This window comes from Streptomyces sp. FH025 (genome assembly GCF_017427025.1).
Taxonomy (GTDB): Bacteria; Actinomycetota; Actinomycetes; order Streptomycetales; family Streptomycetaceae; genus Kitasatospora.
On the sequence record NZ_JAFLNG010000131.1, the window covers coordinates 1 to 14105 of the forward strand.

At 71.6% G+C, this 14105-nt stretch carries 13 protein-coding genes; 1 reads left to right on the plus strand and 12 read right to left on the minus strand.

The genetic code is table 11. The features are described 5' to 3' along the window. The 7 genes from J0670_RS12450 to pyrR all read right to left on the minus strand — a co-directional run. On the minus strand, nucleotides 1-914 hold a 914-nt coding region (locus J0670_RS12450), incomplete at its 3' end, for a quinone-dependent dihydroorotate dehydrogenase (protein WP_207811575.1). 86 nt (nucleotides 915-1000) lie between these two features. Further along, nucleotides 1001-4309, minus strand: coding sequence for a carbamoyl-phosphate synthase large subunit (gene carB, locus J0670_RS12455; RefSeq protein WP_207811576.1), 3309 nt, complete (start codon nucleotides 4307-4309; stop codon nucleotides 1001-1003). Then, a complete protein-coding gene (carA, locus tag J0670_RS12460) occupies nucleotides 4302-5459 on the minus strand; it encodes a glutamine-hydrolyzing carbamoyl-phosphate synthase small subunit (RefSeq protein ID WP_207811577.1) in 1158 nt (385 codons plus the stop codon). The genes carB and carA overlap by 8 nt, the downstream gene beginning before the upstream one ends. Then, nucleotides 5456-6022 carry a hypothetical protein gene (locus J0670_RS12465; RefSeq protein ID WP_207811578.1) on the minus strand — a complete coding sequence of 189 codons (567 nt, stop codon included), beginning with the start codon at nucleotides 6020-6022 and terminating at the stop codon, nucleotides 5456-5458. The genes carA and J0670_RS12465 overlap by 4 nt, the downstream gene beginning before the upstream one ends. Continuing rightward, complete coding sequence (locus J0670_RS12470; RefSeq protein WP_207811579.1) at nucleotides 6022-7326, minus strand: dihydroorotase; 1305 nt, start codon at nucleotides 7324-7326, stop codon at nucleotides 6022-6024. The genes J0670_RS12465 and J0670_RS12470 overlap by 1 nt, the downstream gene beginning before the upstream one ends. Further along, a complete protein-coding gene (locus J0670_RS12475; RefSeq protein WP_207811580.1) occupies nucleotides 7323-8300 on the minus strand; it encodes an aspartate carbamoyltransferase catalytic subunit in 978 nt (325 codons plus the stop codon). Before J0670_RS12475 ends, J0670_RS12470 begins: the two co-directional genes overlap by 4 nt. Nucleotides 8301-8306: 6 nt before the next feature. Next, entirely contained in the window at nucleotides 8307-8930 is a 624-nt protein-coding gene (gene pyrR / locus J0670_RS12480; protein WP_207811581.1) for a bifunctional pyr operon transcriptional regulator/uracil phosphoribosyltransferase PyrR, read from the minus strand. 333 nt (nucleotides 8931-9263) lie between these two features. On the opposite strand from pyrR, the gene J0670_RS12485 reads away from it, so the two are divergent. Next, nucleotides 9264-9767: a transcriptional regulator gene (locus J0670_RS12485; protein WP_030056198.1), complete on the plus strand. Its 504-nt coding sequence runs from the start codon at nucleotides 9264-9266 to the stop codon at nucleotides 9765-9767. Between the two features lie 139 nt (nucleotides 9768-9906). On the opposite strand, the gene J0670_RS12490 is transcribed toward J0670_RS12485, so the two are convergent. The 5 genes from J0670_RS12490 to J0670_RS12510 form a co-directional block, all read right to left on the minus strand. Then, a complete protein-coding gene (locus tag J0670_RS12490) occupies nucleotides 9907-10827 on the minus strand; it encodes a hypothetical protein (RefSeq protein ID WP_207811582.1) in 921 nt (306 codons plus the stop codon). A 142-nt stretch (nucleotides 10828-10969) separates the two neighbouring features. Continuing rightward, nucleotides 10970-11797, minus strand: a complete 828-nt coding sequence (locus tag J0670_RS12495) for a thioesterase family protein (RefSeq protein WP_207811583.1) — start codon at nucleotides 11795-11797, stop codon at nucleotides 10970-10972. 168 nt (nucleotides 11798-11965) lie between these two features. Next, complete coding sequence (nusB, locus tag J0670_RS12500; protein ID WP_049651353.1) at nucleotides 11966-12403, minus strand: transcription antitermination factor NusB; 438 nt, start codon at nucleotides 12401-12403, stop codon at nucleotides 11966-11968. A 4-nt stretch (nucleotides 12404-12407) separates the two neighbouring features. Beyond that, nucleotides 12408-12971, minus strand: a complete 564-nt coding sequence (gene efp, locus J0670_RS12505) for an elongation factor P (protein WP_207811584.1) — start codon at nucleotides 12969-12971, stop codon at nucleotides 12408-12410. A gap of 79 nt (nucleotides 12972-13050) precedes the next feature. Continuing rightward, a partial coding sequence (locus tag J0670_RS12510; RefSeq protein WP_207811585.1) for a M24 family metallopeptidase occupies nucleotides 13051-14105 on the minus strand: 1055 nt, incomplete at its 5' end.

Genomic DNA, 14105 nt, shown 5'->3' on the forward strand with positions numbered 1-14105 from the left:
CCGCCCACCGAGACCAGCGTCAGCCGGCCCTCGGTGCGGGCGCGCAGCCGCTGGAGGACCTCCAGGGCGCGGGCCTTGAGCGGGGCGCCGGACAGGCCGCCCATGCCGATCTCCTCGACCCGCGCCGCGTCGCTGCGCAGGCCCTCGCGGCCGATCGTGGTGTTGGTGGCGATGATGCCGTCCAGACCCAGCTCCAGGGCCAGGTCGGCGACCGCGTCGACGTCCTCGTCCGCCAGGTCGGGGGCGATCTTCACCAGCAGCGGCACGTGGTGCGCCGTGGTGCGGTCGGCGGCCTCGCGCACGGCCGAGAGCAGCGGGCGCAGGTGGTCGACGGCCTGGAGGTTGCGCAGCCCCGGGGTGTTCGGCGAACTGACGTTGACCACCAGGTAGTCGGCGTACTGGGCCAGCCGCTCGGTGGACTTGACGTAGTCGGCGACGGCCTCGGCCTCCGGGACGACCTTGGTCTTGCCGATGTTGACGCCGATCACCGGGGTGGAGCTGGTGTGCGGGCGGGCGGCCAGCCGGGCGGCGACCCGGGCCGAGCCCTGGTTGTTGAAGCCCATCCGGTTGATCAGCGCGCGGTCCTCGACCAGGCGGAACAGCCGCGGCGTGGGGTTGCCGGGCTGGGGCTCACCGGTGATGGTGCCGATCTCGACGTAGTCGAAGCCGAGCATCGCCAGGCCGTCGATGCCGACGCCGTTCTTGTCGAAGCCGGCCGCGAGCCCGAACGGGCCGGGCAGGTCGAGGCCGAGGGCCCGGGTGTGCAGCGCCCGGTCGCGCGGGGCGAGGACCAGCCGCACCAGGGTGCGCAGGCCGGGCACCGAGGAGGCGAGCCGGATCCAGAAGAAGGCGAGGTGGTGCGCCTTCTCCGGGTCCATCTTCTTGAAGACGAGGTCGAACAGCAGCTTGTACAAGGGGATCAACTCCGAGTGCGAGTAGCGGACTTGGGCATGGAAGTGGGGGGCACCAACTGGTTCCGGTGCCCCCCACTGCGGTGGCGCTACTTGCGGCCGGCGTTGATCAGCTCGGCGTGCTCCTGGAGCGACATCACCCCGACCTCGTCGCGCAGCAGCGCGTCCATGCCCTGGACCGCCGCGCCCATCGCCTGGACGGTGGTCAGGCACGGGACGCCGCGTGAGACGGCCGCGGTGCGGATCTCGTAGCCGTCGAGGCGCCCGCCGGTGCCGTACGGCGTGTTGATGATGAGGTCGACCTCACCGTCGTGGATCAGCTGGACGATGGTCCGCTCGCCGTTCGGGCCCTCGCCCTCGCTGTGCTTGCGCACCAGGGTGGACGGGATGCCGCCGCGGTGCAGCACCTCGGCGGTGCCAGCGGTGGCGAGCACCTCGAAGCCGAGGCCGACCAGCGCCCGGGCCGGGAAGACCAGGTTGCGCTTGTCCCGGTTGGCGACGGAGACGAAGACCTTGCCCTTGGTCGGCAGCGCGCCGTACGCACCGGACTGCGCCTTCGCGTACGCCGTGCCGAAGACCTTGTCGATGCCCATGACCTCACCGGTCGAGCGCATCTCCGGGCCCAGCACGGTGTCCACGCCGCGGCCGTGGATGTCGCGGAAGCGGCTCCACGGCATCACGGCCTCCTTGACCGCGATCGGCGCGTCGGCGGGCAGCGTGCCGCCGTCGCCCTCGGCCGGGAGCAGGCCCTCGGCGCGCAGCTCGGCGATGGTGGCGCCGAGCGAGATGCGGGCGGCGGCCTTGGCCAGCGGCACCGCCGTCGCCTTGGAGGTGAACGGGACGGTGCGGGAGGCGCGCGGGTTGGCCTCCAGCACGTAGAGGATGTCCCCGGCCAGCGCGAACTGGATGTTGATCAGGCCGCGGACGCCGACGCCGCGCGCGATGGCCTCGGTGGAGGTGCGCAGGCGCTTGATGTCGTAGCCGCCGAGGGTGATCGGGGGCAGCGCGCAGGCGGAGTCGCCGGAGTGGATGCCGGCCTCCTCGATGTGCTCCATGACGCCGCCGAGGTAGAGCTCGGTGCCGTCGTAGAGCGCGTCGACGTCGATCTCCACCGCGTCGTCCAGGAAGCGGTCGATGAGCACCGGGTGCTCGGAGATCAGACCGGCGTGCCGCTCCAGGTAGGAGGCGAGCGAGGCCTCGTCGTAGACGATCTCCATGCCGCGGCCGCCGAGCACGTAGGACGGGCGGGCGAGGACCGGGTAGCCGATCTCGTCGGCGATCGCCTTGGCCTCCTCGAAGGAGAAGGCGGTGCCGTGCTTGGGGGCGGGAAGCCCGGCGTCGCGCAGCACGCGGCCGAAGGCGCCGCGCTCCTCGGCGAGGTCGATCGCCTCGGGCTGGGTGCCGACGATCGGCACGCCGTTGTCCTTGAGCGCCTGGGCCAGGCCCAGCGGGGTCTGGCCGCCGAGCTGGACGATCACACCGGCCAGCGGGCCGGCCTGCTGCTCGGCGTGGACGATCTCCAGGACGTCCTCCAGGGTGAGCGGCTCGAAGTAGAGCCGGTCGGAGGTGTCGTAGTCGGTGGAGACGGTCTCCGGGTTGCAGTTGACCATCACGGTCTCGTACCCGGCGTCGGCCAGCGCGAAGGAGGCGTGCACGCAGGAGTAGTCGAACTCGATGCCCTGGCCGATGCGGTTGGGGCCCGAGCCGAGGATGATCACCGCCGGCTTGGTGCGCGGGGCGACCTCGTTCTCCTCGTCGTAGGACGAGTAGAAGTACGGGGTCTTGGCGGCGAACTCGGCGGCGCAGGTGTCGACGGTCTTGAACACCGGGCGGATGCCGAGCGCGTGGCGCACCTCGCGGACGACGTCCGGCTTCAGGCCGCGGATCTCGCCGATCTGCTGGTCGGAGAAGCCGTGCCGCTTGGCGTGGCGCAGCAGCTCGGGGGTGAGCTCGACGGACTCGGCCAGCTCGGCGGCGATCTCGTCCAGCAGGAAGAGCTGGTCGACGAACCACGGGTCGATCTTGGTGGACTCGAACACCTCCTCCGGGGTGGCGCCGGCCCGGATGGCCTCCATCACGGTGTTGATCCGGCCGTCGGTCGGCACGGCGGCCTTGACCAGCAGCTCGGCCTTGTCCCCCACCGGGCCGGTCCAGTTGAACTGGGAGCCCTTCTTCTCCAGCGAGCGCAGCGCCTTCTGGAGCGCCTCGGGGAAGTTGCGGCCGAGCGCCATGGCCTCGCCGACGGACTTCATGGTGGTGGTCAGCGTGGCGTCGGCGCTCGGGAACTTCTCGAACGCGAACCGCGGGACCTTGACCACGACGTAGTCGAGGGTCGGCTCGAAGGAGGCCGGAGTCTCCTCGGTGATGTCGTTGGGGATCTCGTCCAGGGTGTAGCCGACGGCCAGCTTGGCGGCGATCTTGGCGATCGGGAAGCCGGTGGCCTTGGAGGCGAGCGCCGAGGAACGGGAGACGCGCGGGTTCATCTCGATGACGATGACCCGGCCGTCGTCGGGGTTGACGGCGAACTGGATGTTGCAGCCGCCGGTGTCGACGCCGACCTCGCGGATGACGGCGATGCCGATGTCGCGCAGGATCTGGTACTCGCGGTCGGTGAGCGTCATCGCCGGGGCGACGGTGATCGAGTCACCGGTGTGCACGCCCATCGGGTCGAAGTTCTCGATGGAGCAGACGACCACGACGTTGTCGTTCTTGTCGCGCATCAGCTCCAGCTCGTACTCCTTCCAGCCGAGGATGGACTCCTCCAGGAGCACCTCGGTGGTCGGCGAGAGGGCCAGGCCCTGGCCGGCGATGCGGCGCAGGTCCTCCTCGTTGTGGGCGAAGCCGGAGCCGGCGCCGCCCATGGTGAAGGAGGGGCGCACCACGACCGGGTAGCCGCCGAGCGTGTCGACGCCGGCCAGCACCTCATCCATGGTGTGGCAGATGACCGAGCGGGCGGACTCGCCGTGGCCGATCTTGGCGTTGACGGCCTCGACGACGCCCTTGAACAGGTCGCGGTCCTCGCCCTTGTTGATCGCCACGACGTCGGCGCCGATCAGCTCGACGCCGTACTTCTCCAGCGTGCCCGCCTCGTGCAGCGAGATCGCGGTGTTGAGCGCGGTCTGGCCGCCCAGGGTCGGCAGCAGCGCGTCGGGGCGCTCCTTGGCGATGATCTTCTCGACGAACTCCGGGGTGATCGGCTCGACGTAGGTGGCGTCGGCGATCTCCGGGTCGGTCATGATCGTGGCCGGGTTGGAGTTGACCAGGATGACCCGCAGGCCCTCGGACTTGAGGACGCGGCAGGCCTGCGTGCCCGAGTAGTCGAACTCGGCGGCCTGGCCGATCACGATCGGGCCGGAGCCGATCACCAGGACGGACTTGATGTCAGTGCGCTTAGGCACGCTGGCCCTCCATGAGCTTCACGAAGCGGTCGAACAGGTAGGCGGCGTCGTGCGGACCGGCGGCCGCTTCGGGGTGGTACTGCACGCTGAAGGCGGGCACGTCGAGTGCCTGGAGGCCCTCGACCACGTCGTCGTTGAGGCAGACGTGGGAGACCTCGACCCGCCCGAAGGGGGTGTCGCTCACCTTGTCCAGCGGTGCGTTCACGGCGAAGCCGTGGTTGTGGGCGGTCACCTCGACCTTGCCGGTGGTGCGGTCCTGCACCGGCTGGTTGATGCCGCGGTGGCCGTACTTGAGCTTGTAGGTGCCGAAGCCCAGGGCGCGGCCGAGGATCTGGTTGCCGAAGCAGATCCCGAAGAACGGGGTCTTGCGCTCCAGCACGCCCTGCGCCACGGCGACCTGGTGGTCGGCGGTGGCCGGGTCGCCCGGGCCGTTGGAGAAGAAGACGCCGTCGGGGTTGACGGCGTAGACGTCCTCCAGCGTGGAGTTGGCCGGCAGCACGTGCACCTCGATGCCGCGCTCGGCCATCCGCTGCGGGGTCATCGCCTTGATGCCGAGGTCCAGCGCGGCGACGGTGAAGCGCTTCTCACCGATCGCGGGCACCACGTACGGCTCGGTGGTGGCGACCTCGGCGCACAGGTCGGCGCCCTTCATCTCGGGCGACTGCTGCACCCGGGCGAGCAGGGCGGCCTGGTCGGCCAGCGCCTCGCCGGAGAAGATGCCGCAGCGCATCGCGCCGCGCTCGCGCAGGTGGCGGGTGAGCGCGCGGGTGTCGATGCCGCTGATGCCGACGACGCCCTGGCGGTCCAGTTCCTCGTCGAGCGAGCGGCGGGAGCGCCAGTTGGACGCCACCCGGGCGGGGTCGCGCACGACGTAGCCGGCGACCCAGATCTGCTTGGACTCGTCGTCCTCGTCGTTCCAGCCGGTGTTGCCGATCTGCGGGGCGGTCATCACGACCACCTGGCGGTGGTACGACGGGTCGGTCAGGGTCTCCTGGTAGCCGGACATGCCGGTGTTGAAGACCGCCTCGCCGAAGGTCTCGCCGAGGGCGCCGTAGGCCTGTCCGCGGAAGGTCCGGCCGTCCTCCAGGACGAGCACGGCGGGCACTCGTTCCCGCCGTTGGCGCTGCGTGGTGGGGGCAGGTGCGGTCATTGAGCGGCCTCTTCCGTCTTCGTCTTCGTACGTGTTGCGAGTTGAGCGATCGCCTCGACCCAGGCGGTGTGCTCATCGGGGTGGTCGGCCCGGAAGCCGGAGTCCAGCTCGGTGCCCTCGTGCGCCCAGCTGACGACGAGGAGACCGGAGGGGACGACCTTGCCGGCGATCCCGGAGTCCGTACGGGCACCCAGCAGGTGCTCGGCCGGGATCCAGAAGTCGACGTCGCCGGGGCGCTGCACCAGCAGGCCGTCCTCGCCGAGGGTGAGGTCGGCGCGGCTGCGGGTGCCCAGGCCGTGCGCGACGACCCGGTCGAGCCAGTTCCCTGCGGTGGTGGTGCCGTGGTACCGGCCGCTGGTCTCCAGGATGGTCCGCCCGGCGCGGGCCGGCACGGCGGGCAGCGGCGGGATGCCGGACTGGAGGGTGCGCCGCCAGTTCCAGCCCTGGCGCATCAGCCAGTAGACCAGGCCGATGATGATCAGCAGCCCGATCGACCAGCCGATGTAGCCGGGCCAGTTGGTGACCTTCGCCTGCTCCTGGGCGAGCGTGGCGTGGTAGTCCATCACACCAGGCCGTCCTGCTCGGCGAGTTCGCCGGCCAGCACGGTGGCGCGCCCGCGCAGGAAGGTGGCGTGCACCCGTCCGGGCAGGTCAAGGCCCTTGTAGGGGGTGTTGCGGCTGCGGGTGGCGAAGCTGTCCGGGTTCACGGCTCCACGGTACGCGGGGTCGAACAGCACCAGGTTGGCCGGCTCACCCACCGAGACCGGCCGGCCGTGCCCGGTGAGACGGCCGATCCGGGCCGGGCGGTGCGACATCCGGTCCGCGACGCCCTCCCAGTTCAGCAGGCCGGTGTCGACCATGGTCTGCTGCACGACCGACAGCGCGGTCTCCAGGCCGACCATGCCCATCGCGGCCACGGCCCACTCGCAGTCCTTGTCCTCGGCCGGGTGCGGCGCGTGGTCGGTGGCGACGGCGTCGATGGTGCCGTCGGCGAGCGCCTCGCGCAGCGCCTGGACGTCCTCGGCGGTGCGCAGCGGCGGGTTCACCTTGTACACCGGGTCGTAGGAGCGGACCAGCTCGTCGGTGAGCAGCAGGTGGTGCGGGGTGACCTCGGCGGTGACGTCCCAGCCCTTGGCCTTGGCCCAGCGGATGATCTCGACCGAGCCGGCCGTGGAGACGTGGCAGACGTGCAGCCGGGAGCCGACGTGCGCGGCGAGCAGCACGTCGCGGGCGATGATCGACTCCTCGGCGACGGCCGGCCAGCCGCCGAGCCCGAGCTCGCCGGAGACCTGGCCCTCGTTCATCTGGGCGCCCTCGGTCAGCCGCGGCTCCTGGGCGTGCTGGGCGACGACGCCGTCGAAGGCCTTGACGTACTCCAGGGCGCGGCGCATCAGCACCGCGTCGTCCACGCACTTGCCGTCGTCCGAGAAGACCCGCACGTCGGCGGCGGAGTCGTGCATCGCGCCGAGCTCGGCGAGCTTCTTGCCCTCCAGGCCGACGGTCACGGCGCCGACCGGCCGCACGTCGCAGTAGCCGGCCTCCTGGCCGAGCCGCCAGACCTGCTCGACCACGCCGGCGGTGTCGGCCACCGGGGTGGTGTTGGCCATCGCGTGCACGGCGGTGAAGCCGCCCATCGCGGCGGCCTGGGTGCCGGTCAGCACGGTCTCGGCGTCCTCGCGGCCGGGCTCGCGCAGGTGGGTGTGCAGGTCGACCAGGCCGGGCAGGACGACCATGCCGGTGGCGTCGATCTCGATGTCCGCCTCGACGGCGAGGCCGGTGCCGATCTCCTTGATCACGCCGTCGGCGAGGTGGAGGTCCTGCGGGTCTCCGCCGAGGATCTTGGCGTTGCGGATCAGGTAGCTGGTCACTGGGCGGTCTCCACGGAGTCGGTGCGGGGGCTGTCGGCGAGGGTGGCTCCGCCGAGCAGCAGGTAGAGGACGGCCATCCGGACGGAGACGCCGTTGGCGACCTGCTCGACCACGGTGCAGCGCGGCGAGTCGGCGACCTCGGCGGTGATCTCCATGCCGCGGACCATCGGGCCGGGGTGCATCACGATGGCGTGCTCGGGCAGCTGCGCCATCCGCAGGCCGTCCAGGCCGTAGCGGCGGCTGTACTCGCGCTCGGTGGGGAAGAACGCGGCGTTCATCCGCTCGCGCTGCACCCGCAGCATCATCAGCGCGTCGGTCTTGGGCAGCACGCTGTCCAGGTCGTAGCTGATCTCGCACGGCCACTGCTCGATGCCGATCGGCAGCAGGGTCGGCGGGGCGACGAAGGTGACCTGGGCGCCGAGGGTGGTGAGCAGGTGGACGTTGGAGCGGGCGACCCGGCTGTGCAGGATGTCGCCGACGATGGTCACCCGGCGGCCCGCGAGGTCCCTGCCCGACCCAGGGTTGAGGTGGCGGCGCATGGTGAAGGCGTCGAGCAGCGCCTGGGTGGGGTGCTCGTGGGTGCCGTCACCGGCGTTGATCACGCTGCCGTGCAGCCAGTCGGACTGGGCCAGCCGGGCCGGCGCGCCCGAGGCGTGGTGGCGGATGACCACCGCGTCGGCGCCCATCGCCTGCAGGGTCAGCGCGGTGTCCTTGAGGCTCTCGCCCTTGGAGACCGAGGAGCCCTTGGCGGAGAAGTTGATGACGTCGGCGGACAGCCGCTTCTCGGCGACCTCGAAGGAGGTCTTGGTGCGGGTGGAGTCCTCGAAGAAGAGGTTGACGACGGTACGACCGCGCAGCGTGGGCAGCTTCTTGACGGCCCGGCCGGAGAGCTGGGCCAGCTCCTCGGCGGTGTCCAGGATCAGCAGCGCGTCGTCGCGGCTGAGATCGGCGGCGGAGACGAGATGGCGCTTCACGCGGGTTTACTCCGGGAGGTGCGGTTCGGTGGGCTGGGAGGCCAGGGCCTGCGAGCTGCGGGCGGTGTAGTCGCGGTCGCCGACCAGGACGGCGTCCACGCCGTCGGCGTCGGACAGGCGCACCTGCACGGCCTCGCGCAGCGAGGTGGGGAGGTTCTTGCCCACGTAGTCGGCCCGGATCGGCAGCTCACGGTGGCCGCGGTCGACCAGGACGGCGAGCTGGACGGCGCGCGGGCGGCCGATGTCGTTCAGCGCGTCCAGCGCGGCGCGGATGGTGCGGCCGGAGAAGAGCACGTCGTCGACCAGGATGACCAGCTTGCCGTCGATCCCGCCGGACGGGATCTCGGTGTGTTCCAGGGCGCGGGCGGGCTTCAGCCGCAGGTCGTCCCGGTACATGGTGATGTCCAGGGTGCCCAGCGGGATCTCGCGCCCGGTGATCTGGGCCAGCCTGGCGTGCAGGCGGCGGGCGAGGTGGACGCCCCTGGTGTGGATGCCGAGCAGCACGACGTCCTCCGCGCCCTTGGCGCGCTCGACGATCTCGTGCGCTATCCGGGTGACGACCCGGGCGATGTCCGTGCCGTCCAGCACCTGGTGCGGCGGTCGCGGCGTCGATTCGTGGTGTGTGGTCATGCCGAAGCGGACCTCCTTCCCCGCCTCACGGGACGGGCCTTAAAGGATGTCTGGGGATCTGCCCCCGCCGACCGGGCGTGGGCTTCGAGTCATCCTAACAGCGCCCCCGGGAGGCAAGTGGAACTCCATCATTCCGCTTCACCGGGTTCACGCCCAGGACGCACCGATGATGCGGCCCATTCGCACGACTGCCCCATTCGGCTTGACGCAACTATCTTACTCTACGTAACCTTACAGTGAGTTACGAGACGGGCGTCGAACCCACCGGTAGCGACGCCGGCCATCGTCCGTGACCCACCACTGAACGCGAAGCAATCTCGTCCGGGGAGATCAATGTCCAGCGACTACGCGAAGCAGCTCGGAGGCAAGCTCCGAGCGATCCGCACTCAGCAGGGGCTCTCCCTGCATGGTGTCGAGGAGAAGTCCCAGGGGCGCTGGAAGGCAGTCGTCGTCGGCTCGTACGAGCGCGGCGACCGTGCGGTCACCGTGCAGCGGCTGGCCGAGCTCGCCGAGTTCTACGGCGTTCCGGTGCAGGAGCTCCTGCCCGGCGGTACTCCCGGCGGGGCGGCCGAGCCGCCGCCGCGCCTGGTCCTCGACCTGGAGAGACTGACTCAGGTCCCCTCCGAGAAGGCCGGCCCGCTGCAGCGCTACGCGGCGACCATCCAGAGCCAGCGCGGTGACTACAACGGCAAGGTGCTCTCGATCCGCCAGGACGACCTGCGCACCCTGGCCGTCATCTACGACCAGTCGCCGTCGATCCTCACCGAGCAGCTGATCTCGTGGGGCGTGCTGAACCCCGACGCCCGCCGCGCGGTGCGCGAGGAGGACGCGAGCTGAGGCTCACCGCACCGGCTCCCGCCAGCGGAAACCAGCAGCACCCAGCACTCGCTTTAGCAGTGCTGGCAAGCAGAAACGTCACGGCGCGGTCCCGGAGATCCGGGGCCGCGCCGCGGTGTTGCCGCGACCGTCACCGGCCTCAGCAGACCGTCCCGAGGCTGTAGCCCGGCCGCGCCGCCACCCCGTCCAGCCGCACCGGGCCGGCGGCCGGTGCCCAGTCCGGCCCGCCGCTCGACCAGGCCCAGGCGGCCGGCAGGTACTCGCCGCAGGAGGCCGCCGAACCCTGCGAGCCGTGCAGCACCGCGACGCCCGGCAGCTCCAGCGCCAGCCCGGCGCACAGCACCGCGCAGACCAGCTCCAGGTCCTCGTCGTTGATCCGCACCACGCCGTCCTCCCACTGGAGCACCCGGGCCGCCGCGGCGAGCCGGCCGCCCGGCGCGTCCACCTGGAGGCGCAGCTCGTAGACCCCGGCGCCCGCGCCGACCAGCATCCGGCGGAACACCTCGCCCCCGCGCTGGTAGGCGGTGCGCACCCAGCGGACGTGCTCCTCGTCGGCGCCGCCCGCGCCCCCGCACAGGCCGCCGTCCAGCAGCAGGTCGGCGTGGCAGAGCGTCAGCCCGTTCTCCCGGGCCCGGACCAGCCTCGGCACGAAGTCGCCGGCCAGCTCCTCGCCCTGGTAGGGCAGCAGTTGGGTCCGGAGCGACGGGTTGACCAGGTAGCGGTCGCGGGCGCCGGGCTCGGCCGGGTCCAGACCGTGCAGCAGGCAGAACTCCTCGAAGTCCTGCGGGTGGAACATCCGGGCCCGGACGGTGTCGAAGCGCTCCAGCGCGTCGGCCAGCAGCTCGGCGGTCTCGGCCAGGTAGCTCTCGTGGTCGGCGGCGTCGGAGATCCCCCAGGCCCGGGCCCGTGCGAAGTCCGCGGCGTTGGTGAGCACCCCGATGACGAACGCCTGCTCGGCCCCCTCGCCCCGCCGTGACCGGTGCGGAGCCCGCAGCGCGGGCCGCAGGCTGCCGGTGGTGCAGTCGGAGTTACGGCGGGCACGTCCCTTGCGGCTGGTCATCGGAGGCTCCTGGCTTCGACGGGCGACCGTCGGCGGTGACGGTCAGCGGCGAGCTCGCCACTGGCCGTCTTCCTCCCCAATCCCGAGCGCCGCACACGTACGGCGTGTCACAGGAATGTAACCACCGGTAATAGCGGGGGTGTCAGGCGGACCGCGGGACCCTGGCCAGCTGGCGGGACTGGGCGACCAGGCGGCCGGTCTCGTCCCAGATCTCGGCGTCCTCCTCGAAGTAGCCGCCCGCCAGGTTGCGGGTGGCGTGGGTGACCCGCAGCCAGCCGGGCGCGGGCTTGGCGCGCAGGTGGACGGTCAGTTCGACGGTCGGGGCCCAGCCGGGCATGCCGAGGTCGAAGGTGACCGGCGGCAGCGCGTCGGCGACCAGCAGGAGCAGCAGCGGGTCGGGCTCGCGGCCGTCGGCGAGCCGGAACCAGCCCTGGATGCGGCCGTTGCCGGAGGGCTGCCCGAGCGCCCAGCCGACGGTCGCCGGGTCGAGCCGCAGGTCGAAGCGCTCCAGCAGGGCGGCCTGCTCGACGAGCTGCCGGGGCGCGTGCTCGATGCCGATGCAGCGGTCCGGCGGCGGCAGCTGCGGCGGGGTCGCGGTGGTGCGCACCTCGCCCTCGGCGGCGGCGAGGTCGCCGTGGCTGGCCACCACCCGCAGCCGCTCGACACCGTCCTGGCTGAGCGAGGCGGTGCCGGTGGACAGGCCGCGGCCGGTGCGCAGCACCTCGGTGCGGACGGTGGCCGGGCCGGGGGTGGAGGCGGACAGGTAGTAACCACTGATCGACACCGGGTCCGGGTGCTGCCCGTGTTCCAGCGACAGCGCGTGTCCGGCCACGGCGAGCAGCAGGCCGCCGTTGACCCCGCCGCCGATCTGCCAGCCGGTGCCGAGTTCGGCCTCGTAGCGGCCGGGATCCTCGGGGTGTCTGGTCAGGGCGATGCCCTCGTCGAACTCGCTGCGGATCGCGGTGGTCATGGAGGTGGCCTGCCCTTCGCACGGGGTCCCGGACGCCAAGTTACTGGCGAGTAGGGCTCCACCTTACGCCGACCGGGTGAAACGCGCGATGGTCGCGATGATCTCGAACACGCGAACGGCCGCCGGACCCGTTGTTCGGGTCCGGCGGCCGTTCACGAGGATGACCTGCTACCGGCGGATGCTCGGCTTCAGCTCCAGGAAGCGGGCGAGCAGACCGTTGACGAAGGCCGGGGAGTCGTCCGTGGAGAACTCCTTGGCGATCTCGACGGCCTCGTCCAGGACGACCGCGTCCGGGACGCCGTCCTCCCAGATCAGCTCGTAGGCACCGAGCCGCAGGACGTTGCGGTCCACGATCGGCATCCGGTCGAGGGTCCAGCCCACGGCGTACTGCTCGATCAGGTCGTCGATGCGACGCGCGTGCTGGACGTACCCCTCGATCAGCTCCATGGTGTACTCGCCGACCTGCGGGGTGCCCTCGTCGGGCTTGGGCTCGCGGGCGCGGGCCACCCAGTCGGCGAGGACCTGCTGCGGGTCGACCCCGCGGTGGTCGGCCTCGAAGAGGATCTGGAAGGCCCGGGTACGGGCCTTACTGCGTGCGGCCGACACGGACTTACTTCACCCGGCCGAGGTAGCTGCCGTCGCGGGTGTCGACCTTGACCTTCTCGCCGGTGACGACGAACAGCGGGACCTGGATCTCCGCACCGGTCTCCAGGGTGGCCGGCTTGGTGCCACCGGTGGAGCGGTCGCCCTGGACGCCCGGCTCGGTGTTGGCGATGGTCAGCTCGACGGCGGCCGGGAGCTCGATGTACAGGACCGCGCCCTCGTTGGTGGCGACCAGGGCCTCGAAGCCCTCCAGCAGGTACTTGGCGGCGTCACCGACGACGGCCGGCTCGATGGTCAGCTGGTCGTAGGTGTCCATGTCCATGAACACGAAGTTCTCGCCGTCCTTGTACGAGAACTGCATGCCGCGCTTGTCGACGTTGGCGGTCTCGACCTTGGTGCCCGCGTTGAAGGTCTTGTCGACGACCTTGCCGGTCAGGACCTCCTTGAGCTTGGTACGCACGAAGGCCGGGCCCTTGCCGGGCTTGACGTGCTGGAACTCGACGACGGACCAGAGCTTGCCGCCCTCCAGCTTGAGGACCATGCCGTTCTTGAGATCGTTCGTGGAAGCCACGGGCGCACTTACTCCTGGATATAGCTGTCAAGGAACCAAGGGGTTGCGTCCTGCCGCCGACGGCCTTCGGGGGCCGCCGTCACAGGGCGAGGAGCTCCTTGGTGGTAATGGTGAGCAGCTCGGGCCCGCCCTCCTCGAGGGGGCGCACGACGAGCGTGTCCTCGATCCGGACCCCGCCCTTGCCCGGGAGGTGCACCCCTGGGCCGACGGTGACCGGCACGCGGCTTTCCAGTTTACCCATGTCCGAAGGACCGAGGCGCGGCGCCTCCCGGATCTCCAGGCCGATGCCGTGGCCCATCGGGTGCGGGGAGGGCTCGGTGTGGCCCGCCGCCTCCAGGACCTGCCGGGCGGCCCGGTCGGGTACGCACTGCTCCACGCCCGGCCCGAGGGCCTCCCGGCCGGCCCGCTGGGCGCGGAAGACCAGCCGGTGCAGCTCGACCTGCCAGGGAGCGGGGGCGGCGCCGATCACGAAGGTCCGGGCGGTCGAGACGCCGTAGCCGCGGTAGCGGGCGCCCATCACCACGGTGAGGAAGTCGCCCTCCTCCACCCGGCGGTCGGTCGGCTGGTGGGCGGACTGGCCGGAGTGACTGCCGGTGCCGACCGAGACGGGGAAGGCGGCCCTGTCCGCGCCGTGGTCGATCATCCGGCGCTCCAGCTCCATCGCCAGGTGCCGCTCGGTGCGGCCGACCAGGATCGACTCCAGCAGCTCGCCGAGCGCCTGGTCCGCGATCTCGGCGGCGATCCGCAGATCCGCGATCTCGTGCTCGTCCTTGACCACCCGCAGCCGCTCCACCACCTGGCCGAGGTCCGCCAGCCGGGCCCCCTCCAGCAGCCCCGCCACCGCCCGGTGCCGGGTGACGGTCAGGTCGTGCTCCTCCACGGCGAGGTCCCGCACCCCCAGCCGCGCGGCGGCGGCCGCGGCGGCCAGCGCGGTGTCCGCTCCGCCCGGCACCGGAACCTGGGTGACGTCGGGGGCGATCAGGTGCTCCCCCGTGTCGTCCGGCGGCAGGTCGTCCGGCAGCGACAGCAGCGCCCGCTCCCGGGTCAGCAGCAGCGTCGCACCACAGGGCGCGCAGCCCGTCAGGTACCGCACGTTCGCCGCCCTGGTCACCAGCGCCGCGTCGGCCCCGGCCG

Bases quoted from the DNA above. Each gene is read 5' to 3' on its own strand.
- carA (WP_207811577.1), bottom strand. From the start codon at position 5,459: ATGACCGCACCTGCCCCCACCACGCAGCGCCAACGGCGGGAACGAGTG.
- J0670_RS12465 (WP_207811578.1), bottom strand. From the start codon at position 6,022: ATGGACTACCACGCCACGCTCGCCCAGGAGCAGGCGAAGGTCACCAAC.
- pyrR (WP_207811581.1), bottom strand. From the start codon at position 8,930: ATGACCACACACCACGAATCGACGCCGCGACCGCCGCACCAGGTGCTG.
- J0670_RS12485 (WP_030056198.1), top strand. From the start codon at position 9,264: ATGTCCAGCGACTACGCGAAGCAGCTCGGAGGCAAGCTCCGAGCGATC.
- J0670_RS12490 (WP_207811582.1), bottom strand. From the start codon at position 10,827: ATGACCAGCCGCAAGGGACGTGCCCGCCGTAACTCCGACTGCACCACC.
- J0670_RS12495 (WP_207811583.1), bottom strand. From the start codon at position 11,797: ATGACCACCGCGATCCGCAGCGAGTTCGACGAGGGCATCGCCCTGACC.